Consider the following 21,179-nt stretch of genomic DNA (forward strand, 5'->3'; position numbering starts at 1 on the left):
ATTTATAATTTAAGCACTTTAAAATTTATATTAAAGGGCAGGAGCGAAAAATTACGATTTATTCAGAGGCAGATAATAATGGAAATATAACTTTAGCAAAGATTAAGAATAGTAGTGGCGTGCCTGAACTAGATTTATGTATTGGAAGAGTTTAGAAAGAAAGAGATATTCTACTTTTTAATTGTTAATGGTTATCCATATCCTATACGAGAGACTTCTCAATTTATTTTCTCAGATAAATTAAATACTTTTGATTAAAAAAGAATATTAAACAGCTTTTAAAAATCACCTTCGGGTAGTTTTTCTTTATGTGACATTTAGTAATCAGTTTGTTAAAGTTGGTACACTTTATAACAAATGGTGAAAATTAGTGAAGAAAATCATAGCAGCTACTGTAATTAGTTTAGGGTTAGTTGGATGTATGACACCAATGACATCTACACAACAAGCAATGCCAGAGATATCTCAAGTAATAGAAGTCCCTAATAAAACAAAAGATCAAATTTTTGAAGATTCAAAGATTTGGATAGCCCAGTCTTTTAAGTCTGCAAATAATGTTATCCAGTATTCTGATAAAAGTACTGGTTCAATAATTGGGAAGGGTAATATTCCGTATCCTTGTGATGGTTTTATTGATTGTGGGGCGTTTGGCAACGATAAAGTTAATTTTACGATTAAGATTGATACCAAGGAAAATAAAGCAAGAGTAACAATTAATGATGTTACTAGAACAAATCTAACTTATGTACAAGGCGCTATTAATAACATTGGTAAAGATGTTCCTATCACAATTGTTCAGCATCAACAAAAAATTGCTGTAAAACTTAATAATGTGATTGAACAATACAAGACAGCAATTACTTCGAAGCAGACCAATGAAAATTGGTAATTGAATCTAATTAATTAAAAAAGCACCCAGGGTGCTTTTTCGTGAAGTGTATTCATTTTGAGTATTACTTAATAATAATTGTTAGATTGGATGTTGATAATTTTTCTAGCCACTTCGAGTAACACAGAACCGCTAGAATTAGCGGTTTTTTATTGCACCATAATTAATCACTTATTAAATTATCTTTAAATAAGAGGATTTCAAGTGCCGAAATTTTTAATTGTTTTCCTATTTTTAGCTATAAGTCAAAGTACGGTAGCGAATTATAATTTTAATGCAGATGATGAGCTTATTAAATTAGGGATTATTGGGCAAAATTTTAAGTATAAAGATCTTAATCTTGCAACTGAATTTTTTAAAAATGAATCTGAAGCAGCAAAAGCTTCATTTCCTTATAAATCCAATGATTACGTTGAAATAATAGAAGGAATAACAAGTCCATTTTATTCATCAATTACGCTAAAGTTATTTATAAAACCACCAATTGAAGATGAAAAAGAGGTTACAGATTTTATGGAATCTGATGAGGGGATGCAAATTTGGTGTAATGAATTGTTCAAATTTAACTATATGAGAGAAAATAACCATCAAATTGATATATTTTATTTAACTAAACTTGGGGAAAAACTTAAACTAATTACCCTCAATAAAGAAAATTGTAAATAGTACATTTCATGTTTGCGAACGAGTTAACTACTAACTCTTTATTAAGAAAGAAGAAATACTTCAAAGCTGGTTTTTAACCTTCTGAACTGGTAAATTTTACCCATTAATATTGATGAGTAATTTAATGAAAAAAATTATTTTGCTGGGTCTTATTTTCCTTCCAGCTTTGACATTTGCAAAACCTGTACAACAAGATAGCTATAGTGTGCATGAGCAAAATTGTAGAACGATAATGGAAATTGCTCAGGTTATTATGGAAAAAAAACAAAATGGGTTACCACTTTCTAAAGCGTTAGAAGAAAATGACGATATTTTTAAAAAAATTCATAATAAAAATGTGGAAAGGTTATATAACTCAATTACTCGTGATGCTTATGAGCAACCAAATTATTCCACACCTTCAATGAAGCAGGAACAGTTAAATGATTTCACTGCGACAACCTATTTGGGTTGTATGGCAACGCATGATTAAAAGAGATATTCATATAAGCGTCGTCAGAAACAATCGTTGCAACAACTTTATGAGTGGGGCAGCCTATTGTTATATATGGTGTTGCCAAACTTATTCCTTCTTATCTTTATGAAGTGCCAAAAGCATACCAAATAGAGGGTAGACAATACTGTATAGTTTTATTGTTCAGTAGAGTTAACTTATTTCCCAAGGCCCCCATGCCACAACAGAACTTTAATTTTTTGCGCTGATTTAAAGTCATCCACCATTGCGACACAGAGATAAGGGAGCTAAGCCAAACGCTTAGCCCATGTCATTTTTATCGCACCGCCGCATCACACTAAAAAAAGTAGGGGCAAAGTCCTGTGGGAGAGCAGGACTTTGCAAACTGACATGTTCTAGGCGTTGCATGAGCTGAGGCGAATAAACTTGTTCAAGCCGTTGGTATATACAGTCGCAACTGGCTTGGGTATGCCCACCCGACAGGCAAATTTTTTCAAATTCCTGCTGCGTGCGGAGGTCGCAACCAGAAACGCTGTAATCGACTACAACGAGGCCTAAAACCAAAATAGTTTTATAAAATTTCATATTATTCTCGTGATGATTTGGGGATATCTCAATGAGAAAAAATAAACCGCTATATTTTAAGTTTTAAAATCATTTTTAAAGGCAATAGTTAACCCGCCTGTAAAAGCAATAAAATAAAATGACTTAAATTTTAAAATAAAAATAATTTATAAATTTGAAAATTTAGATAATAGAAAACCTAAATTTTAAATAAATAAAAAGTTTATAAGGGAGAGGGGATAAGTTTATATCGTGGCATGGTCAACTCCTTAAAATGTATGGAGCTCTACCACCAAAGATCACCGTCAATTGATTATGGTGGTAGAACGAAAGGGGGTTAGCAGACTGGGATCCAAGGAACCAGCACGCGCAAGCGCGTCCCCCTCCCGTCCTACCGCAAAGAAAAGGGACGCAAGGGTCTAACGACTTATAGTGGAACTATAACCCGCCATGGATCTACGGTCTGCTAAAACCGACTGGCAATGTAGGCCAGCGGGACCATAATAATCATAAGTTTTTAACAGGTCAATTCAATTTAAATAAAATATTATAAAAATTTTAAATATAAATTTATATTTTAATTAAACTCAAAAGTTAATATCTCTAAAGCTATATATTAATAAAAATAATAAAGCTAAACTAAACGTTTAGCCTGTGCTTAAAATGTATAATGGTAATTAATAAATACACGGTGCTGGTCCCAATCTTTCCGAGACATGCCATTTATTTTTTCACCTAGGTTTGCATTTTCAAACTTTGATTCATAATGCAAAAATGAATAACGCACATCTAAGTTTTTCACCCACGGCAAGGCATAACTCACCGTAAAGTCAAAGTAACGCTCTTTACCTTCAATATCACTGCTGATGTTACTTTGGTGAGCGCCAAAACCATAAATATACTTCGCTTCGGTTTTTAAGCCTTTCACGTAGTCTTTCCAGTTATATTTCAAGCGAAGGGCAATAGCGGTTTCATCGTTATTGGTAAAGTCTGGGCCAATGGTCGCAGAGGTCGGAAACGGGTTGGTGCCGTGATCTTGCGTTAAAACCGAGTTGCGGGCAGAGTGCACAGCAAAGTTATCTTCAATCCAAAAACCATCAAACTTTGAAACGGCAATGCCGCCCTCAATATTATTCTTGGCTACATTTACATCTATAAAATAGCCATTGCCACGGTTGTTAATGTCTTGGCCTTTGACACAGTCCAGCTCGGTTTCGGCACCGCATTTAAACAGCTTGCCATCATCACGCGAGAAAAAAGCACCTGTGTTGAATGTCCAGACCAAGCCATGCAGGGGAAATTTATATTGAGCAATTGCCCCGTACTTTTTTAAATAATCTTTGCTATTTAAATATTCGGCATTCACGCTCCAGTTTTTGTACTGATACTTGGCACCAAGCAAACCGACATAATCGATTCGCTCGTCATTTTCAGTCACCAGTTTTTCAAAAGAGTCCATGCTGCGCGGTTTCCAGCGGTCATAGTAGGCGATGTAAGTCTGTAGCTGATCATTCAATTGAAACTGGCCACTCGCACCCGAAAAAGTATCGGGCACTGCACGGTTATTGGTGCTTTTAAGCAACAGTGAATCGTGCAACTGACGGCCTAATTTAATTTCGCCTTTGTCGCCGAGTTTTGCCTTGAGGTAGAGCTGCCCTAAAGTCGCAAAGTTTTGGTCAAGCTTGCCGTTATTTTCGACTTCTAAAAGCTGAGCGCTAGGCTTGCCAGAGTCAAATAACTTGGTGACTGCATAGAGTGAACCATCCACCCCAAGCCAGTCCCACAAGTAAGGTGACTGATAATTTAACTCAAGCCCTAACGCGCTTTGTTCATATTCACTCGACGAAGGCGAAGGGTTAGCGAGCGTGGGGTGGGCGGTGCCTTCATCGTTCCAGTAACGGGTGTTGAGTTTTAATTCTAACTTGCCAAATTCTTGAGGAAGCTCTGCATAAGCGTTGCTCACGCTGCCTAAACCAATACAGCCCCATAGCAAATATTTATTCATTTTAAATTCCTTTTTTAAGCATGAATAAGCCCTTTGCCTAACGCTTAGGTTAGGCAAGCTTTTTATGAAATGGATGAATTAAGGAGAGAGTTTTTCGAGCACTTGGCCTTTGGTTTCAATGGCAAACAAGAAGGTCACTAGGCCACCAATGAGTGCCACAACGGCCAGCACACTAAACACATATTGAATGCCGTAACCACCAACCACGAGGCCGACCATAACAGGTCCAATCGCAGAGCCAGCACGTAACCAAGCGGTACTAAAACCAATGCCCATCGCACGTAGGCGAGTTGGGTAAAGTTCTGCAGCGTAAAGGTATAAAGAGAATGAAATGGTCTGCAAAATGGCATAGCTCAGCGTTGCTAAAATCACAACTTGCATGGCCGATTTTGCACCTAAAACCGAGAGACTCATGAGTGGAATGATCGCCAAGAAAAACGCTGCACTGTACCAAGGACGACGACCGACTTTATCAATCATTAATGCACAGATAATAGAGGCAATCACACCCACGCCCGAGGTAATCCAGCCATAACCTAAACTGGTTTGCAGCGACAAGCCAAAGTGTTGTTTGTAGAGCGATGGCAGCCAAGTCACCATGGCATTGTTCACCATATACACGCAAAACCACATGCCCCACAGGGTAAAGGTACGTTTGCGGTAAATGCCACGGAACAGTTCGCGCCAGTCGGTTTTTGCCAAGCCTTGCGGGTTAATTTCTTTAACCACAGGTTCAGCCAAAGTTTTACCGCTTTTAATGGCACCGTCTTCAAAGCTTGTAACCACTTGATCGGCTTCTTTAAAGCGGCCTTTTGAAGCAAGCCAGCGTGGTGACTCAGGTAAGAAAAACCGTAAAGGAATCACCAGTAAAGATGGAACTAAGCCTACAATAAACATGACTTTCCAGCCGTAAATAGGCATCAGGAAAAAGGCTGCCATGCCTGCAAACATAAGACCGAGCGGGAACAAAACTTCATAGAGCAAGAAAAACTTACCACGCTTTTCTGCACCAATAAACTCGTTAATATAGGCACTCGCAACAGGCACTTCGCCACCTGTCCCAACGCCTTGCAAGAAACGGAAAATTAACAGTGACATTCCGCTCCACGCAAACAAACAAGAAATGTCCATTGCCACAAACAGTAAAATAGTAAAAGACAGTACTTTTAAACGACCGACTTTTTCGGCAAGAGAACCAAAAAAGATCGCACCGACCAGTTGCCCGACATAGCCCGCAGCAATGATCGCGCCGACATAGGCAGGCGTCAGGTGCCATTCGGTAATCAGTTGGGGTAAAGCAAAGGCAATCGCAAGAACAGTATAAGCGTCAAAAAAAGTCGCGATACCGATGGTAATTCGCATAAATTGCAACCGACCAGTGACGGGTAGCCGTTCGAGTCTTGCAATAATTTCCGCATTTTTTTGATGATGACTAATTTGTTCTACATCCGCTAGATTTGTCATCTTCTATCTCCTTATTACTACATTCCTCGTAGTTTTGTTGTTCTATTTCGCACTACCTGTTCACCACAGTTTGCATGCTTTTTATTATTGTTTTTAAGAGACATGCCCGATGTTTGGCCTCAGGCAGCGTACAGGAAAAAAAGGCTAGCGTATATGCTAGCCCGAATGGAATTTAAGCAACGGCTTGGGTTAAATCGACCTTGCCAATTCCGGCTTGACGCATTGCATCATGTATTTCTTGCTCAGCACCATCTGACAGTGGAAGCAGTGGCGAACGCACAGTGGCATGGTCCAAAATTCCGCGAGCAACCAGTGCATGTTTCAGCGCGACCGTACCTTCCATGTGTGAACCGCGGTGATAAACATTGCGAGTTACTGGTAATAATTGGTCGTGAATTGCACGAGCTTTAGCATAATCTTTGGCTTTGCCTGCTTTAATCATTTCAATTAAAAGTTCAGGGGCAATGTTGCCGTAGCCAACCAAAGCGCCGTCTACATCAAACATGGTGTGAAGCAAATATTCATCGTGGCAAGTCAACACCTGTAAGTCTGGGCGTTCACGGCGAATAATCGGAATTTCGACATCCCAGCGGCGCATGTTACGCACACCATTTTTCATGGCAAATACACCTGGCTGTGCAGAAATATCGAGTAGAGTCTCTAGGTCGTAAGTGGCCTTCGTTGCATCTGGATATTGGAATAAAATAGATGGCAAACCACTTTCTTCATAAATCGCTTTATAGCGGTCTTGTGGTGCGCCTTTTTGATAGCCAAAACGCAACCAGCCATGTGAAGGGTAAATCAAACCTGCCGAAGCACCTGCACTGACTGCACGTTTTGCTTCTTCTGCTGCAACCGAAGTACCTTCGAGTGTAATCCCTGCGATTACCGGAATTTTGTCATCTACCGATTTAACAAAGCTTTCGATGACCTGCATTTGTTCTTTTTGCGACAAGAATGTTCCTTCACCTGCATGCCCAAGAACAACCAAGCCTTTCACACCATCAATACTGCCTAACCATGAACCTAAACGTTGAATTGCATTATGGTCTACTTGTCCGTCACGGGTAAAAGGAGTCACAGGTGCTGGGGTTAATCCACGTAAATCTAAACTCATAATCGTACTTCCTATACAGTGTAATTAAATATTCTCTGGTTCTTAATCTGACTTAAATCGTGTTGTAGAGAACATGATTGGAGTATAGAAATAGGTGAGCTATGTAGGAATTACCAATTCTTGAATTTCAGTTATACTGAAAATGTATGGCTCAAAAAGCTGCCTATTTACGATTTAGGAAGAATCGATGAATTATGAATTATGGAAAATATTTTTAGACGCGGTGGAACTCGGTAGCTTAAGCAAAGTCGCAATGCTGCATAACACCAACCAACCGCAAATCAGTCGGCAAATGAACGAGCTTGAAGCACAGTGTGGCGGACGTTTATTTAACCGAACTGGACGTGGCGTAGAACTCACCGATTTAGGCCAGCATTTACTTCCTAAAATTCGTTCATGGCTGAACGTAACCGACCAACTTAATAATGAAATTTTGCACTCGACCGATACCCCGATTGGTACGGTTCGTATTGCCAGTTTGCCGTCTACTGCACATCCATTGTTATCGACCCTCTATAAAGTGCTTCAAGAGAAATATCCCCTAATTAAACTGTCGGTGCGTGAAGGGCAAGGGGTGCATTTAGAAAAATGGCTGGAAGATGGCAGTGTCGATTTAGCCATTCTCTATCGCTTTAACCCGACACCTAAACAGGGCGATGTTTACCTTACCCAAGCCGATACCTATTTGGTCGGCTGCGAAGGAGACGCGCTCACTCAGGCCAATGAAGTCGACTTTAAAGAGATAAGTCAGTTACCGCTGGTCACGTTTTGCAGGCCAAGTAACTGGCGCAATTTTTTAGACCACATGGCTTATGAAAATGGGGTAGAGCTAAATATTGTGTTTGAAGCCGACTCGATTAGTTTACAAACCCATTTGGTTTCCGAGTCTCGCATGTATACCATGCTGGGGCCGCAAGCGTTAAAAAAGGCCAGTCAATACACCTCAATTCAAGCCGCAAAAATTATTAACCCAGCACTCAAGCGCTATATTTCTTTGTCTATTTCTAAGCACGGCTATTTAACGCCTGCGTGTAAGGCGGTGATGGAAGAAATTAGAAATTTGGCTGATTTGCTTTAAGAGAAGTGCCTCAAAGCGAGCGGATAATTAATTCAATTTATTAAACAGTGATTTAAGTTTTACTTGAATTATTGCTTGACTTGTTTAAATGATAATTATTATCATTTGTAGGTTCCTTGTTTTGAGTCCAATTGCTGTGAACAAAACTTCTTTGCTTGTAGATCAGTTATATAGAAGTCACCAAAGCTGGCTTCACCAATGGTTGAGACAAAAATTAGGTAATACTGATCAGGCTGCAGATCTGGTTCAGGACACATTTATTAAACTGCTACAAACGCGTGACGAGCTATTCGGCATTAAGGAACCGCGTGCCTATTTAACCTCGATTGCTAAAAATCTGCTCATTGACCAAGTGCGCCGTAAACGCATTGAACAAGCTTATTTAGATGGCTTGAGTCAAATGGAATATATGCTTGATGCAGTGGCGTCACCCGAAGACCAGATGCAAATTATTCAAGCAATTAACCAGCTTTGCAAAGCACTCGAAGGGGTTTGTGAAAAAGCACAGCAAGCTTTTATTTTGCATTACCTTGAAGGCTATACCCATAAAGAAATTGCCGAGCGTTTAAATGTGTCGACCAAAATGATTCAAAAATATTTGGCGAGCTGTTTAATTCAGTGCTACCAAAACCGACAAGACATGGACGCTTGCATTTAAATGGCCATGGATAAAAGCAAACATCACCAGTTGGTTGAAGAAGCTGCACATTGGATTGTTCAACTGAGTTCGGATGATGAGAACTCACGGAAAACCGCCAAACAAAAATTTGAAGAGTGGAAAAAAACCAGTGAGCAACACCGCCAAGTGGCTGCCGATATTGAACAGTGTATTGGGTCAATTCAAAAACTTTCTCAAACCATTGGACATAAAAAAGTTACTAAAGTTGCCCTTAAAGCTGGCCTAAACTCAGGCAAAGCCTATAAACATTTACGTGCAGGAACAGCGTTTGCTGTCGTGTTTGTTGCCATGAGTGGGGCGTTATTTTATTTAACTGACACCACCGTGGCCTATGTGACTGCTGACATTCAAGGGCACTCGGGGCAGTGGACCACGCAAACCTTACCAGACGGTTCACGTTTAATTTTACGTGGTAAAAGTGCAGTTAATCTTGATTTTAAAACCAACCAGCGAGTGGTTGAGTTGGTGCAAGGTCAAATTTATGTTGATGTTGCCAAAGATAAGACTAGACCGTTTTTGGTTAAAACCAGTCATGGGAAAATTCAGGCACTCGGCACAGCTTTTAGCGTAACCTATGACCCTTCGGCAACCGAACTCAACATGTTGCACTCAAAGGTAAAAGTAGAAGCCACACAGGTTAAAACCACCCAATTGCACACCACTCGTCAGGCCATTGTTGAAGCAGGGCAAGCCATCAAAATGGACCAAAATGGCGTACAAAAACTGCCTGCATTGAATGTTTATAACGAACAACAAAAATGGCAAAAGCATCAGCTTATGGTGGAAAACCTGCCGCTGAATCAAGTGCTACAAGAGCTAGACCGCAACTACAAAGGCAAAATTATTTTTAATGATGCGGCGTTGCAACATGTGCGGGTCAATGCGGTGTTGCCTTTAGACCAAACCACAGAGTCGCTTAAGCTTTTGGCTACGGTTTTTCCTGACCTGAAAATTAAGCAAATCACGCCGTTTGTGGTTATGGTTTCTTTAAAATAATAAAAAATTAAATTTATTTTCGATTTTAGGTTCCACTTTTTTGAAAGTCGTTCGTCATAGTAAGTAGAAGCAATAAATATGGATCATTTTAATTTGTTGTATTGAATGATTCTTATTACGATTTACTGGGGCGGGCAAATGAAAAAAGCGGGAATGGGGCAAAAGCGGAATCGATCGATTTTTCGATTCTCGACACTGGCGTTTGCCATACATGCTGTGTCGATGGGTGGGCTTGTTGCGCTGCCTATGCAACAGGCTTATGCAGAAACAGCCGGAGTTAAAAGCTATAATATTCCTGCTGGTCGCCTTGCTAACGTACTCAACCAGTTTGCCGAACAATCGGGTACTTCAATTGCAATGGATGCTCAGCAACTTCAAGGGTTACACAGCCTAGGTTTAAAAGGTAACTTTGCAGTCGAACAAGGTTTTGAGCAGCTTTTAAAAGCAACCGAATTTAATGCTGTAAAAGTTGGGCAGGGTTACACACTCAGCAAAAAACCTACGCCGCGAGTAACTACATCTAATGTTCAGGCTGTTAGCCTGCCGCCAAGTAGCACCATAATTGAAGAAGATGCATCGGTACGACTCACGCCAATTGTGGTATACGGCAAAGAAGACCGTGACACAGAAGGCTATAACAAAGTTTATGACGCAAACCGCTCTTCGGTCTATGCGGGCAAAGACTATGTTGAGCGATTTAAAGGAACCAACCCAGCCGATGTTTTACAAGGCATGGTAGGAGTCTATAGCGGCGATGCCCGTAACAGTGGCGCGCTCGACCCAAGTGTACGTGGTGTGCAGGGCGTTGGCCGTGTGCCTTTAACCATTGATGGCACTGAACAGTCGATCGCGGTGTGGCGTGGCTACAACGGGGTAAATAACAGAAACTATATCGACCCCAATCTCATTGCGGGCATTGAAGTCATTAAAGGCCCGTCTTTAGAGCGCAATACCACAACTTCTGTTGGCGGCGGTGTGGTAGTTAAAACGCTAGAGGCCGATGACATTGTTCGTCCCGGTAAGTCTTTTGGTGCCGAGTTAAAAGTAGAAGGCTCAACCAACTCAATTGATCCGTCTTTGCCAGATATGGGCAAAGTGGGCCAAAACTACGATAACACAAAGCCTTGGATCGACATGAACGGGTCAAAGTATGACCCCGATATTTATAAAAAGAATCGGACCAGAAGTGATAACTCTCATTTTTCGGGCGATGACTTGGCGGGCCGACTGGCAATTGCCACCAAGCAAGATAAATTTGATTTATTGGCTGTTTATGCAGTACGTGAGCGCGGCAACTATTTTTCTGGCACACATGGCGCGGGCTACTATAAACGAGCGACGCCAGACAGCAGCCTCGATTTTATTCCTTACTTTGCCTATGCCTATCAACCAGGAGATGAAGTTCCCAACACTTCAAGTCATATGGAGTCGTGGTTGTTAAAAGGGACCTATCGGCCAACTGATCATCAGACCCTTAAACTGACTTACCGAGATACCAAAAATATTTTTGGTGAAATTATGCCGTCTCGTATTGTTTGGGGCATTACGCCTGACTTGGGTGTTCCGCAGTGGCCTTTAAGCAATATTCACTCTAAAGCCTATAGCCTCGAATATAAGTTTAAGCCTGAGAATAATCGCTGGATTGATTTCTATGCCAACATTTGGCAAACCAACACTGAAAGCCAGACCTATACACGTGGTGGGTGGCCAACTACAATCGATTTTCGAGATAATACCATTATTAACACGGCAATAAGCCATTCTGACAATACGCGTAAAGGTATTACAGTCAGTAATAAAACCCGTTTGTTAGACCAGCTTGATTTGACGCTCGGTGGAAGTTTCTTAAAAGAAAAATTAACGTCTGACGATATATATGGCGAATTTGGCCCAAGTTATTCGCTCTATCAAGCATTGCCACGGGCAGGGCGCCGTGAGGAAAAAACGTTCGACTTTAATTTTAATTATCGACCCCTGTCTTGGTTAAGTTTTGATGCGGGCATGCGTTATCGCTCGTATTGGGCTGTTGATGACTTTTTAAATAAGTCTTTGCAGAGCGAGATTGACCCGAGTTTAAATCCGCTTTTTACCAAAAAAAGTAGGCTTAAAGAATATACCTTTGAATATCAGACCATGCCTGAGAGTTATACCTCGACTCAGCAGCGTTTAATCAATGTTTTAAAACAGCGCTATGCCACAAAAAATCCTGAGTGGGATGGGCAGCTCGAAACTGTACCTGCCTCAGAGAGCACGTTGTATAACATGATCTGGTCACAGAAAAATACGCTGAGCTGGAAAGCCGATGCGAATGGGCAATTGTCGCTTGCAGATAATCCTTTAAACCAGCTCAATGCCTCTGGACAAAAGTACGTCGTAACTGGCGGGAACTTTATGTCGGTGGTTGACCAAGTTCCGGTTGAGTCTGCCGACAAAGTTAAAGATAGCGGCTGGGCACCGCAGTTAGGCGCCTCAATTCACCTCACGCCAAACAGCAGAATTTATGCACGCTATGCAGAGGAATATCGCTTACCAAGTTTGTTTGAAAGCACTGTCGGTTTTTCTGCCATGTTGCCATATCAAGCAATCAAACCTGAACACGCTTTTAACTACGAAGTGGGCTATATCTATGACATGCGTGACTGGTTTAGCACAGCACGCAATGCCGACATTAAGCTCGCCTATTACTACAACAAAACCAAAAATGTGATTGAGCGTGACCAGAACCTTATTTTTACCAATATGGATGAGCAAAAGCTGTCAGGTCTAGAGTTACAAAGCCGTTTTGATAATGGCGGTTTTTTCACAGACTTGAGCGTGGCCTATAACTTAAAAAATGAAGTATGTGACACCAATAGTGCCATTAACAAAATGATTTTAGGCGGCACGGTTCAAACCGACCAGGGCCTTGAGTTCCGCGAACCGTATCAGCGTTGTGTTGATGATGGTTTTCCAAATGGCTACTTAGTAACAATGGCTACTCCTGAACTGAGTTTCCACGGTTTACTTGGCGCACGCTTTTTTGATGAAAAGTTAGAACTCGGTGCACGTGCAACATTTTATAAAGCTTATGAAAGCCCGCTACGCAAAAACAATGATGCTAGCGTCAATAAAGGCTATTACCTCAATGTGCCTTTGGCTTGGGATGACACGTGGATTTTTGATGCTTATGCGCGTTATCAGGTCGATGACTACAACACGGTTGAGTTTGTCGGCAGTAATCTTTCTAACCAGTTTTATATCGATCCTTTAACTCGTAGTGCCATGGCCGCACCCGGCCGAACGATGAAAATTAGTTGGACCACTAAATTTTAAACAGAATTTGATTCCCTCTACACATACATAAAAGGGGAGTCAGGTAACGGTAAATAATAAGGTTGAATGATTATTATTTACAAAAAACCGAGTAGGTTTGCAGCTGGGCCTACTCAATAAACTAAAAATAGCGAAATCGTTATTTTAAATTAAACAATAACTTAGTTTTAAAAAAGATGGAGTAACAACAAATGAAAATCTCTCAATTGTTCTTGGGCCTCGTTGCTTGTTCAACTGCATTTGCTTATGCAGGTTTTGATGGTATTTCGAGTAATGAAAGTAACATCAAAATCGGTGCTGCTGCCAATGCAAGCCATCCGGGTGGTGTAGCAGCGGTGTCGGTTCAAGCTGCGGGTGCACCATATAACGCTTTTACAGGTTTTAGTTCGTTAAAAGGTTTGGCTCAGGCTTTTGCTGCTCAGGGAACGAGTAATACCAATGTAACGGTTGGCAGCAAAACCTTTAATATTTCGCATATTCCAGTGTCTGCAATGCCACCTTCACACAGTGCATTAGGTAATTTTAACTTTGGTCAGGTGGGCACACAGGAAGTCTATTTTGGTGAATGGTGGAAAGCGGGCGACACGCCGGCAAGTGCGAGCCATACCGTTTACTACGCGGGTGATAACACCAATACCACTGTTCCAACCGCGGGTACTGCAACCTATACCGTTGCAGGGATTAACGGCTCTGGAAGCAATCTGTTAAGCGGTACGTTCACCGCAAATTATGGCGCGGGTACACTTGAAGGAACACTTACCGGAACAGGTACGGCTGTTTCATCATTAAGCCTAGATGGTGTGGCATTTAACCCGGGTACTGCTGCATTTGCAGGTTTGGCAACGGCTAACGGTACGGCTGGTGTCGACAACTCTGGTGTGGTTCAAGGTCAATTCTTTGGTGCAAATGCTTCGGCTTTAGCGGGTATTGCCCAGTTTGATAACGTGTCTTACAACACTGCTTTTGGTGGTGCTAAAAATTAATCAATGCAAAAGGAATCTACACATGTAGGTTCCTTTTGTTTTTTTGGCTTTTGCTTGGTTGCTTCAGGTTTATTGTTTTATGAAACGAACGCTTTTGTGCTGTTTGACATTGTTGAGTTGTCCATTTTTATATGCCGACGAAGACACACAGCTTCGTCTCAATCAAAGCTTGGACCAAACGCTTTTACAAGAACAGCGCCAGTTTCACGAGCTGGGAACCATTCGTAGTACCGAGCAATTACCAAAACTTCAAATTAATGGACAAGAATACAGTGTTGAGCAAAACCCGAATGATCTTGCCAAGGCGTTATATTTGGCAGTCATGCAAAAACAGTGGCTCAAAGCCACGGTTTATTTAGAACATTATAAAAAATATGTTGGCTACGATCGGGCTTTAACCGACTTTGCCGAAGGGGCAGTTGCACGTTCTCAGGGTCAACTGAAATTGGCTGAACAAAAATTTCAAAGCAGCCTAAAACAACAACCTCATAATTTAATTTGTGAACTTGAGTTAGCGCGCGTGCTGTTTGAACAACAGAAGAATAAGGAAGCAGCACGCCTTTTTATTTCCATTCAAGACCAACTGAAACAAAGTGACCCTGCGGTAATTCCGTCTGGAGTTTTAACAACAGTAAATACTTTTGTTCAGGCACTAAAAAAGCGAGACTCTTGGCAAGGCTCGGTTTCAGCGGGTTACACCTATGTCAGTAATTTAAATAGTTCGTCTGAACAAAGCAAAACATGGACGCTTTATGGCAAAGATAGTGACGGTAATATTATCCCAATTGAGCAAGTTACCCGTGGGACCCCTAAAGCTGAGTCGGCAACAGGTTTAGATTACGAAGCCAGTCTGATTAAACGCTATGTGATTAAGGGGCATCATGGCGTGGCTTTACGTGCGCTGGCGTTTGGACAGTCCTATAACGACCACGCGGCATTTAATGAATCTACCATTAACATTAATGCAGGCTACAGTTACTTTGACTTAAAAAATCAAATTGGGGTGAGTCCGCTATTTGAACATAAACGTTATGGCAATGATGGTCTTTACAATGCCTGGGGTGCGCGTGCCGAGTGGATGCATTTTATCTCTGCAGATAAAGCTTTCAAGCTTGAGGCTGAGAGTAAAGATTTAAATTATCAGAAATATAAAACCCTAGATGGGGTAGAAAGCTCAGCTTTTGCTACTTTCTGGAAAATTTTTCCAGACCAGTGGACCATTTTTAGTGGTTTAGATGTAGTCGAGCATTCGACCCAAGAAAAATACATGGCTGCCTACCAACAGCAAGGTGTGCGATTGGGCTTAAGCAAATCTTGGAGTACAGGATTTAATACCACTTTGCTGAGTTCTTATCGTTGGCGCCTGTTTGATAAATACGCAGAAACTTTCTTAGCTCGTCGTCATGATTTTGAACAAAACTATACCTTTGTTGTGCAAATGCCGCGCTTTGAGTTTTATGGCATGACGCCTAATTTAACCTATCGCTATAACCATAATAAAAGCAATGTCGATTGGCTGTATTCCTACGATAAACACAACATTAGTCTCAAGCTTGAGCATCGTTTTTAGGGAATAAGTCATGAAATCAAAATCTTTATTCCCTACACATAAGCCGATGGTTATGTTGCCTTTACCACAAGGGCCAAAGCATTTTTATAAGTGCTTAACCGTAGTCGTGGTGATTGGTCTGCATGTGTTTGTTGTCTGGATGCTGAGTCATTTAATTGAACCTTATACTTTTAAAGCAACACCCAAAGTAGATGCCTTAAAAGTAAGTTTTGTGTCATTGGCGCCCGCTAAAAAGCCATCGGCTGAAAAGACTGAAAGCCAACCTAAAAACAGTGTAACGCCTCAATCTACTTTAAACAGTTCGGTATCTCATGCGCCCGATCAGCCAAAAAACTCGCCTACAAATGTTCAAACATTAGCGTCAAAAACTGCTTCTAAAGAGGCCGTGCAAAATAATTTAAATGACAAACAGCAAGTACAATCAAAAACGACTTTAAATAATTCAACTTCACTCCAACCAGCGCAGCGTACAGAAAGGCTGGTGACTCATACCGATAAAAAACTGAGTTCGACAGACTTTGAACAAACGCAAACTGAGCAGTTGCCACAAAACACCAATAGTGAAACTAAAAGTGGTGGGGTCAAAACACCCGCAATGCAGCAAGAATATTCCAAAGCCCCTAGCACTCAAGTTGAACACGATGACGTTGTTCAGGTGAGTAGCGTGGATGTGCTGAGTTTTGGCGGGCTTGACTACGATGACCGCGAGTTAAAACAACAAAATCGTTTGGTTGAGCTTCGTATTCGCATTAATGAAAAAGGGCAGCCCATCAACATTCAATTACGTCAAAGTTCGGGCATTCAAAGCCTTGATGAACGGGTCATACAAGCTGTACGTAAATCTAGATTTAAACCCCACAAAATTAACGGTCGAGCCGTGACCATTGTTGTGGATTTTCCAGTCCAACTCAAACTCAATCGGGGCCGCTAACCGATGAGTAATATCCATTTTGTAGGAGAAAGATGATGAATTCATCTACAGAACAAATCATTAGCAACAGTTTGTCTTTACGTTTGAAACAAGAAACTGCTGCTGAACACGAACGTATGCATCAATTAATGTCAGAGGCAAAGGTGTTTTCAAGTAAAGAAAAATACGCGCAATTTACTTTGTCTCAATATTACTTTCAGCGTGAAATTGAACATCTTTTTGAGAAAGAGGGTGTAGCTGGACTGATTCCGGACTTAGACATTCGTGGCCGCTCAAAACAAGCACTTGCTGATTTAAATGATTTAGGGATTCAACCCAACGGGCAGCAATTACAAAGTGAAAACGTACAATTACCCGAGGCTTTAGGCTGGATTTATGTGTCCGAAGGTTCAACCTTAGGAGCTGCATTTTTATTTAAAGAAGCTCAAAAGCATTTGGGTTTTTCTGAAACGTTTGCTGCACGTAATTTAGCGGCCTATCCCGAAGGGCGCGCGAAAGTCTGGAAACGTTTTGTACAAGCACTGGATGAAGCAGGCTTTGACCAAACCCAGCAAGACCGAGTCGTTCAAGGGGCGTTAGATGCCTTTGGATATTTTGGTCAGGCGCTTGATCAGCTTGATGAATTGAAATAATAAAAAGTGGATAAAGGGAATACCCGATATGGATAAACTTAATCAAGTCAATGTCATGGTAAAACATGAGCAGTCGCTAGCACCCGCTCAACCAGTCAGCAAACTTGCGCGTTCTATGTGGGCACGCTGGGTGTTTATTAGCTTGGCTTGGTTGTGTATTGCGCTTGGCATATTGGGTATTTTTATTCCGGGTTTACCTACCGTCGACTTTATGATTTTGGCGGTTTTCTTTGCGGCTCGAGGCTCTGAAAAACTTCATCAATGGTTTCGAAATCATCGCTATATCGGTCCACTCATTCGTGAGTGGCAAGAACATCGGCGTATTCCCAAAAAGGCGAAATACATCTCGACCTTAAGTATGAGTCTGGCTGCGGGACTGATGATTTGGACCATTCCGCATCCGTGGTTTGTCTATCCGGCAATTTTATGTATGGCTGGGGTATTGGCGTGGATGTGGCTTAAAAAATAAAATTATGACTGGCATTTTTGCATGGTACGCATCATGGATTTTACAAAATCACGCGGTATTTCAGGACTTTGCAAACTTAAACTTCCAAGTTTATGCATGAGTTTTGGGGAATATTGGCGCTCTAAACGGTGATAAATACACAGACAGGTCGCGCGACTATGTCCAGCAGCTACGCATTTTAAATAAAAGTCTCGGTGTGCATTACTTTTATAGCCAGCAGAGGCAATTGATACAAATAATAATCCACCCAAAAAAACTGAAAAATTATAAAGAGACATATTCCTTCTCGTCGTTGTTGTTTTCTTTATCAATCACTCAGCACAATAGCCGTTTATGCAAAATATTGGCGAAACTTGCGGCTTCATCATAGTTAGAACGGTTTTAGAGGTCAAATTGATTTGCGGATGAGAAGCGTTTAATGTTTTAAAAATAAACAAATTTTATTGTTGCTGTTTTGAAGACAGTGTTGCGACATTAAACACTCTATGTTTTTACATACTTTTTTGTTTTGATAAATGCTTTAGCTTTGATTTGTTTTTAAATACTTAAAACATCTTCGTACTGAATTTAATGACTTTAAAAGAACAGGATGCTGCTTATGCCAGAGACTTCAATTCAACAAGAAACACAAAGTACATGGGCAATATGTCGAGATCCTGTTTTATTGACTATGGTGGGCGGGGCAATTGATACCATTGGCTTTATCGCGTTATTTGGTTTTTTTACTGCTCATGTGACGGGCAACTTGGTATTGGCCGGGGCTGCGTTGGTGAAGGGTGGTGCAGGTTTATGGATTAAACTTGCGGCTATTCCATTGTTTATTGTGACGGTGGTTATTACCAAACTTTTAATTGATCGTAGTCAGACCAAACACAAAACGCTGTCTTATTTATTTTTATTTGAAGCTATTTTTCTCTTTGCTTTTATGGCTGCTGGGCTTTACTTTGAGCCATTTAAAAATGCCGATTCGATTACGGTTGCAATCACTGGTGGCCTCGGTTTAATTGCTTTAGCGATTCGTAATACATCAAGCAAAACCCTCATTAAAAATATTAGCCCAAGTACTATGATGACAGGCAACACTACCCAGCTTGGGATTGATATTGCTAACTTGCTTAAAAACAATAATGCCGCCAATCGGGCAAGTTTGCTTAAAAGTGCCAGTATTGTCATTGGCTTTGTGATTGGTGCTTTCTTAGGAGCGGTACTTTATGTCTATTTTGACTTTTGGAGCGTAGCGCCATTTATTTTACCCATACTCTATTTTTCTTATTTGGCTTCCCAGCAGAAGTTTAAACAAGCTTAATAAAATAGACGTTCAAATTTTATTTTCTAAATAAAGTCCAATCCAAGCTGAGCCGAAATTGTTCAGGCACAGCTTTACAGGCATAATGATGGGTGGGGAAATACATTCGATAAAGGAATGCACAATGACAAAATCCGGCCATTATTTAGTGCTTACAATAATGGGACTGCTGAGCGGTTGTCAGGTCATTCATTTAAAAGAAAGTAACTTAAGCAGCGCTTTAAAAAGTAAAAATGAAAGCATTTTGACTGACAATACTCTAAGTCATCAAACCCAAAACTTGCTGTATTTGGTCAAAGAAAGTGAAACGTCTTGTCTGCAAAACTTCAATGTTTGTTTAAATAAAATTCAGGGGTTGTCTGAAAATAGCAGTCGAGAAGAACGCTATGCTGCGCTAAGTGAAATTTATTTGGCAAAAGCTTTAGATGTTGGGCGTAGTAGCCAGTGTAATGTCACTCTTAAAAGTAACAGTTGTGTTGAGCAAGAGCTTGCGTTGTTTGATAAAAGCTTGCGCTATAGCTATGTCTATTTGTTTGATTCTGAAGAGTCACCTTTTGATCGGGTATTTGACCATCGCCAAAATCAGGTACGTATTTTTTATAACGTCGCCTTGTCGAAGCTCATGACCACGTATTTTAATCATTTAAATACGCTTCATTTCCCACCTTTACTAAAAGCAGATGGGCATGAGTATCACGTCAATTTTGATCAGGCTGTAGATGTACAGCATATTGAAGTCGATACCTTTCGCTCTAGCTATAACATGAACTTTTCAGGGTTTAATACTGTCAACCGTAAGGATGGCTTAGGCGCGGAGTTTATTGTGGGGCGTAAGGAGCATGATGTAAATCATGGTTTTATTTTAGATCCCGACGCTTTTTATGCTCACCAGAGTAATCCCAATATTCATTTACCACGCTTCTTTCCAGTCACGGCTATTGCCTACCCAAAACAAAAGGCCACAGCCGATCAGGTCATTGATGGGGCAGAGTTAGAAATTGCCATGTTTGACCCATACCGACAGGACCGCGTAAAAGTTGAAGGCGTGGACTATCCACTTACTGCCAACTATTCGGCACCTTATGGACTATGGTTATCGAAATATAATTTAGGTGCAGCAGGCTATTGGTCTTTAATTAATAAAGAAGCCAATTTGATTATGCCGCATTTATATATGTTGGAACCCTTTAACCCCAATAAGAAAATTATTGTGTTTATTCATGGCCTGGCAAGCAGCCCAGAGGCATGGGTGAGCCTAACCAATGACATTATGGGTGATGCCGAATTAAGACAAAACTACCAAGTTTGGCAGGTGTTTTATTCAACCAATATGCCGATTTTTGAAAGTCGTTTTCAGATTTATTCTTTGCTGAATCAGGCTTTTCAAAACGTTGCTAAAGACAGTTATGCCGCACACGATGCCGTATTGGTTGGACATAGTATGGGCGGAGTGATTAGCCGCTTGCTAGTAAGCGATGCAGATGTTTCTGATTTAGCCATGCAAAAAATGAATGAAGCACAGTTAAAGCGTTTAAAAGAAAATCCGGTTATTCGAGAGCGTTTTCAGTTCAAAGATTTGCCCTATTTTAAGCGGGTTGTTTTTGTTTCGGCGTCGCATCATGGTACTGACTATGCTGACCGATGGTTTACCCAAATTGCTCGCCGTATTATTCGCTTACCTGCCGACTTTTTTATTGCCGTTGAAATGAGAGATGAGAAAAATACCAAACTCAGAAAAGGCTTAATTGAAAATGGAGCGAGTAATTTAAGTCGTTCTTCTAACTTTATGCAGTTGACCCAAGCCATTCAACCCTCGTCCAACGTGGTCTATCACTCAATTATGGGCAACATAAATGGTACGATAGATAAGTCAAAAATGAGCGATGGGATTGTGCCGTATCAAAGTTCACATTTGGGTGGGGAGCAGTCGGAGCTGATTATTAAAGGTGGGCATTCGATTCAAACTAGCCCTGAGGCAATTTTAGAATTACGCCGTATTTTACGATTGCATTTAAAGCAGTCGCCGCCTTCAAAATAGAATTTTTGTTTTTAGAAAACCACTGC

The 21,179-nt window shown here is 40.9% G+C and carries 19 protein-coding genes and 1 pseudogene; 14 read left to right on the forward strand and 6 right to left on the reverse strand.

Going from position 1 to position 21,179, the window contains the following annotated elements:
- Nucleotides 1–370 precede the first annotated feature (370 nt).
- The 3 genes from EGT34_RS16120 (at nt 371) to EGT34_RS16130 (ending at nt 2,027) form a co-directional block, all read left to right on the forward strand.
- Nucleotides 371–889, forward strand: coding sequence for a DUF4468 domain-containing protein (locus EGT34_RS16120; protein WP_000719869.1), 519 nt, complete (start codon nt 371–373; stop codon nt 887–889).
- Nucleotides 890–1,093: 204 nt separating this feature from the next.
- Nucleotides 1,094–1,555 carry a hypothetical protein gene (locus EGT34_RS16125; RefSeq protein WP_001123847.1) on the forward strand — a complete coding sequence of 154 codons (462 nt, stop codon included), beginning with the start codon at nt 1,094–1,096 and terminating at the stop codon, nt 1,553–1,555.
- Between the two features lie 124 nt (nt 1,556–1,679).
- Nucleotides 1,680–2,027 (forward strand): hypothetical protein, encoded by a 348-nt coding sequence (locus EGT34_RS16130; RefSeq protein WP_000720592.1) that lies wholly within the window; start codon nt 1,680–1,682, stop codon nt 2,025–2,027.
- 4 nt (nt 2,028–2,031) lie between these two features.
- Here the strand turns inward: EGT34_RS16130 and EGT34_RS21550 are convergent.
- The 5 genes and pseudogenes from EGT34_RS21550 to EGT34_RS16150 all read right to left on the reverse strand — a co-directional run.
- A pseudogene (locus tag EGT34_RS21550) lies at nt 2,032–2,115 on the reverse strand (PAAR domain-containing protein); the annotation flags it as partial.
- 194 nt (nt 2,116–2,309) lie between these two features.
- A complete protein-coding gene (locus EGT34_RS16135) occupies nt 2,310–2,594 on the reverse strand; it encodes a hypothetical protein (protein WP_000675277.1) in 285 nt (94 codons plus the stop codon).
- A gap of 637 nt (nt 2,595–3,231) precedes the next feature.
- Nucleotides 3,232–4,578 carry an OprD family outer membrane porin gene (locus tag EGT34_RS16140; RefSeq protein ID WP_004743512.1) on the reverse strand — a complete coding sequence of 449 codons (1,347 nt, stop codon included), beginning with the start codon at nt 4,576–4,578 and terminating at the stop codon, nt 3,232–3,234.
- A gap of 78 nt (nt 4,579–4,656) precedes the next feature.
- Complete coding sequence (locus tag EGT34_RS16145; RefSeq protein WP_004743513.1) at nt 4,657–6,042, reverse strand: MFS transporter; 1,386 nt, start codon at nt 6,040–6,042, stop codon at nt 4,657–4,659.
- A 172-nt stretch (nt 6,043–6,214) separates the two neighbouring features.
- The gene (locus tag EGT34_RS16150) at nt 6,215–7,159 is read right to left on the reverse strand and encodes a dihydrodipicolinate synthase family protein (RefSeq protein WP_000050880.1); all 945 of its coding nucleotides are present in this window, start codon (nt 7,157–7,159) and stop codon (nt 6,215–6,217) included.
- 187 nt (nt 7,160–7,346) lie between these two features.
- Here EGT34_RS16150 and EGT34_RS16155 point away from each other — a divergent pair, with 187 nt between their 5' ends.
- The 9 genes from EGT34_RS16155 (at nt 7,347) to EGT34_RS16195 (ending at nt 17,809) form a co-directional block, all read left to right on the forward strand.
- Nucleotides 7,347–8,237 carry a LysR family transcriptional regulator gene (locus tag EGT34_RS16155; RefSeq protein ID WP_060454530.1) on the forward strand — a complete coding sequence of 297 codons (891 nt, stop codon included), beginning with the start codon at nt 7,347–7,349 and terminating at the stop codon, nt 8,235–8,237.
- A gap of 136 nt (nt 8,238–8,373) precedes the next feature.
- On the forward strand, nt 8,374–8,895 hold the full coding sequence (locus tag EGT34_RS16160) for a sigma-70 family RNA polymerase sigma factor (protein ID WP_004748062.1): 522 nt from the start codon (nt 8,374–8,376) through the stop codon (nt 8,893–8,895).
- Nucleotides 8,896–9,912: a FecR family protein gene (locus EGT34_RS16165; protein ID WP_001240499.1), complete on the forward strand. Its 1,017-nt coding sequence runs from the start codon at nt 8,896–8,898 to the stop codon at nt 9,910–9,912.
- Between the two features lie 138 nt (nt 9,913–10,050).
- Nucleotides 10,051–13,224: a TonB-dependent receptor domain-containing protein gene (locus EGT34_RS16170; protein ID WP_031946917.1), complete on the forward strand. Its 3,174-nt coding sequence runs from the start codon at nt 10,051–10,053 to the stop codon at nt 13,222–13,224.
- 191 nt (nt 13,225–13,415) lie between these two features.
- Nucleotides 13,416–14,207, forward strand: coding sequence for a Slam-dependent surface lipoprotein (locus EGT34_RS16175; RefSeq protein WP_002002089.1), 792 nt, complete (start codon nt 13,416–13,418; stop codon nt 14,205–14,207).
- 103 nt (nt 14,208–14,310) lie between these two features.
- Nucleotides 14,311–15,777: a porin family protein gene (locus EGT34_RS16180; RefSeq protein ID WP_085947930.1), complete on the forward strand. Its 1,467-nt coding sequence runs from the start codon at nt 14,311–14,313 to the stop codon at nt 15,775–15,777.
- 10 nt (nt 15,778–15,787) lie between these two features.
- On the forward strand, nt 15,788–16,708 hold the full coding sequence (locus tag EGT34_RS16185; protein WP_000837764.1) for an energy transducer TonB: 921 nt from the start codon (nt 15,788–15,790) through the stop codon (nt 16,706–16,708).
- Between the two features lie 32 nt (nt 16,709–16,740).
- A complete protein-coding gene (locus tag EGT34_RS16190; protein WP_002062720.1) occupies nt 16,741–17,340 on the forward strand; it encodes a biliverdin-producing heme oxygenase in 600 nt (199 codons plus the stop codon).
- Nucleotides 17,341–17,368: 28 nt separating this feature from the next.
- On the forward strand, nt 17,369–17,809 hold the full coding sequence (locus EGT34_RS16195) for a YbaN family protein (RefSeq protein WP_000359621.1): 441 nt from the start codon (nt 17,369–17,371) through the stop codon (nt 17,807–17,809).
- Between the two features lie 2 nt (nt 17,810–17,811).
- On the opposite strand, the gene EGT34_RS16200 is transcribed toward EGT34_RS16195, so the two are convergent.
- A complete protein-coding gene (locus EGT34_RS16200) occupies nt 17,812–18,087 on the reverse strand; it encodes a hypothetical protein (RefSeq protein ID WP_000061137.1) in 276 nt (91 codons plus the stop codon).
- Nucleotides 18,088–18,407: 320 nt separating this feature from the next.
- Here EGT34_RS16200 and EGT34_RS16205 point away from each other — a divergent pair, with 320 nt between their 5' ends.
- Nucleotides 18,408–19,115, forward strand: a complete 708-nt coding sequence (locus EGT34_RS16205; RefSeq protein ID WP_001115352.1) for a YoaK family protein — start codon at nt 18,408–18,410, stop codon at nt 19,113–19,115.
- Nucleotides 19,116–19,239: 124 nt separating this feature from the next.
- Nucleotides 19,240–21,153, forward strand: coding sequence for a lipase family alpha/beta hydrolase (locus EGT34_RS16210; RefSeq protein WP_000167375.1), 1,914 nt, complete (start codon nt 19,240–19,242; stop codon nt 21,151–21,153).
- The last annotated feature ends 26 nt before the right edge of the window (nt 21,154–21,179 follow it).

This window comes from Acinetobacter sp. FDAARGOS_558 (genome assembly GCF_003937785.1).
Taxonomy (GTDB): domain Bacteria; phylum Pseudomonadota; class Gammaproteobacteria; order Pseudomonadales; family Moraxellaceae; genus Acinetobacter; species Acinetobacter baumannii.

Excerpts from the sequence above, each read along its gene's own strand:
- EGT34_RS16130 (WP_000720592.1), top strand. The coding sequence starts at position 1,680 with ATGAAAAAAATTATTTTGCTGGGTCTTATTTTCCTTCCAGCTTTGACA.
- EGT34_RS16135 (WP_000675277.1), bottom strand. The coding sequence starts at position 2,594 with ATGAAATTTTATAAAACTATTTTGGTTTTAGGCCTCGTTGTAGTCGAT.
- EGT34_RS16140 (WP_004743512.1), bottom strand. The coding sequence starts at position 4,578 with ATGAATAAATATTTGCTATGGGGCTGTATTGGTTTAGGCAGCGTGAGC.
- EGT34_RS16145 (WP_004743513.1), bottom strand. The coding sequence starts at position 6,042 with ATGACAAATCTAGCGGATGTAGAACAAATTAGTCATCATCAAAAAAAT.
- EGT34_RS16150 (WP_000050880.1), bottom strand. The coding sequence starts at position 7,159 with ATGAGTTTAGATTTACGTGGATTAACCCCAGCACCTGTGACTCCTTTT.
- EGT34_RS16155 (WP_060454530.1), top strand. The coding sequence starts at position 7,347 with ATGAATTATGAATTATGGAAAATATTTTTAGACGCGGTGGAACTCGGT.
- EGT34_RS16165 (WP_001240499.1), top strand. The coding sequence starts at position 8,896 with ATGGCCATGGATAAAAGCAAACATCACCAGTTGGTTGAAGAAGCTGCA.
- EGT34_RS16170 (WP_031946917.1), top strand. The coding sequence starts at position 10,051 with ATGAAAAAAGCGGGAATGGGGCAAAAGCGGAATCGATCGATTTTTCGA.
- EGT34_RS16175 (WP_002002089.1), top strand. The coding sequence starts at position 13,416 with ATGAAAATCTCTCAATTGTTCTTGGGCCTCGTTGCTTGTTCAACTGCA.
- EGT34_RS16185 (WP_000837764.1), top strand. The coding sequence starts at position 15,788 with ATGAAATCAAAATCTTTATTCCCTACACATAAGCCGATGGTTATGTTG.
- EGT34_RS16190 (WP_002062720.1), top strand. The coding sequence starts at position 16,741 with ATGATGAATTCATCTACAGAACAAATCATTAGCAACAGTTTGTCTTTA.
- EGT34_RS16195 (WP_000359621.1), top strand. The coding sequence starts at position 17,369 with ATGGATAAACTTAATCAAGTCAATGTCATGGTAAAACATGAGCAGTCG.
- EGT34_RS16200 (WP_000061137.1), bottom strand. The coding sequence starts at position 18,087 with ATGTCTCTTTATAATTTTTCAGTTTTTTTGGGTGGATTATTATTTGTA.
- EGT34_RS16205 (WP_001115352.1), top strand. The coding sequence starts at position 18,408 with ATGCCAGAGACTTCAATTCAACAAGAAACACAAAGTACATGGGCAATA.
- EGT34_RS16210 (WP_000167375.1), top strand. The coding sequence starts at position 19,240 with ATGACAAAATCCGGCCATTATTTAGTGCTTACAATAATGGGACTGCTG.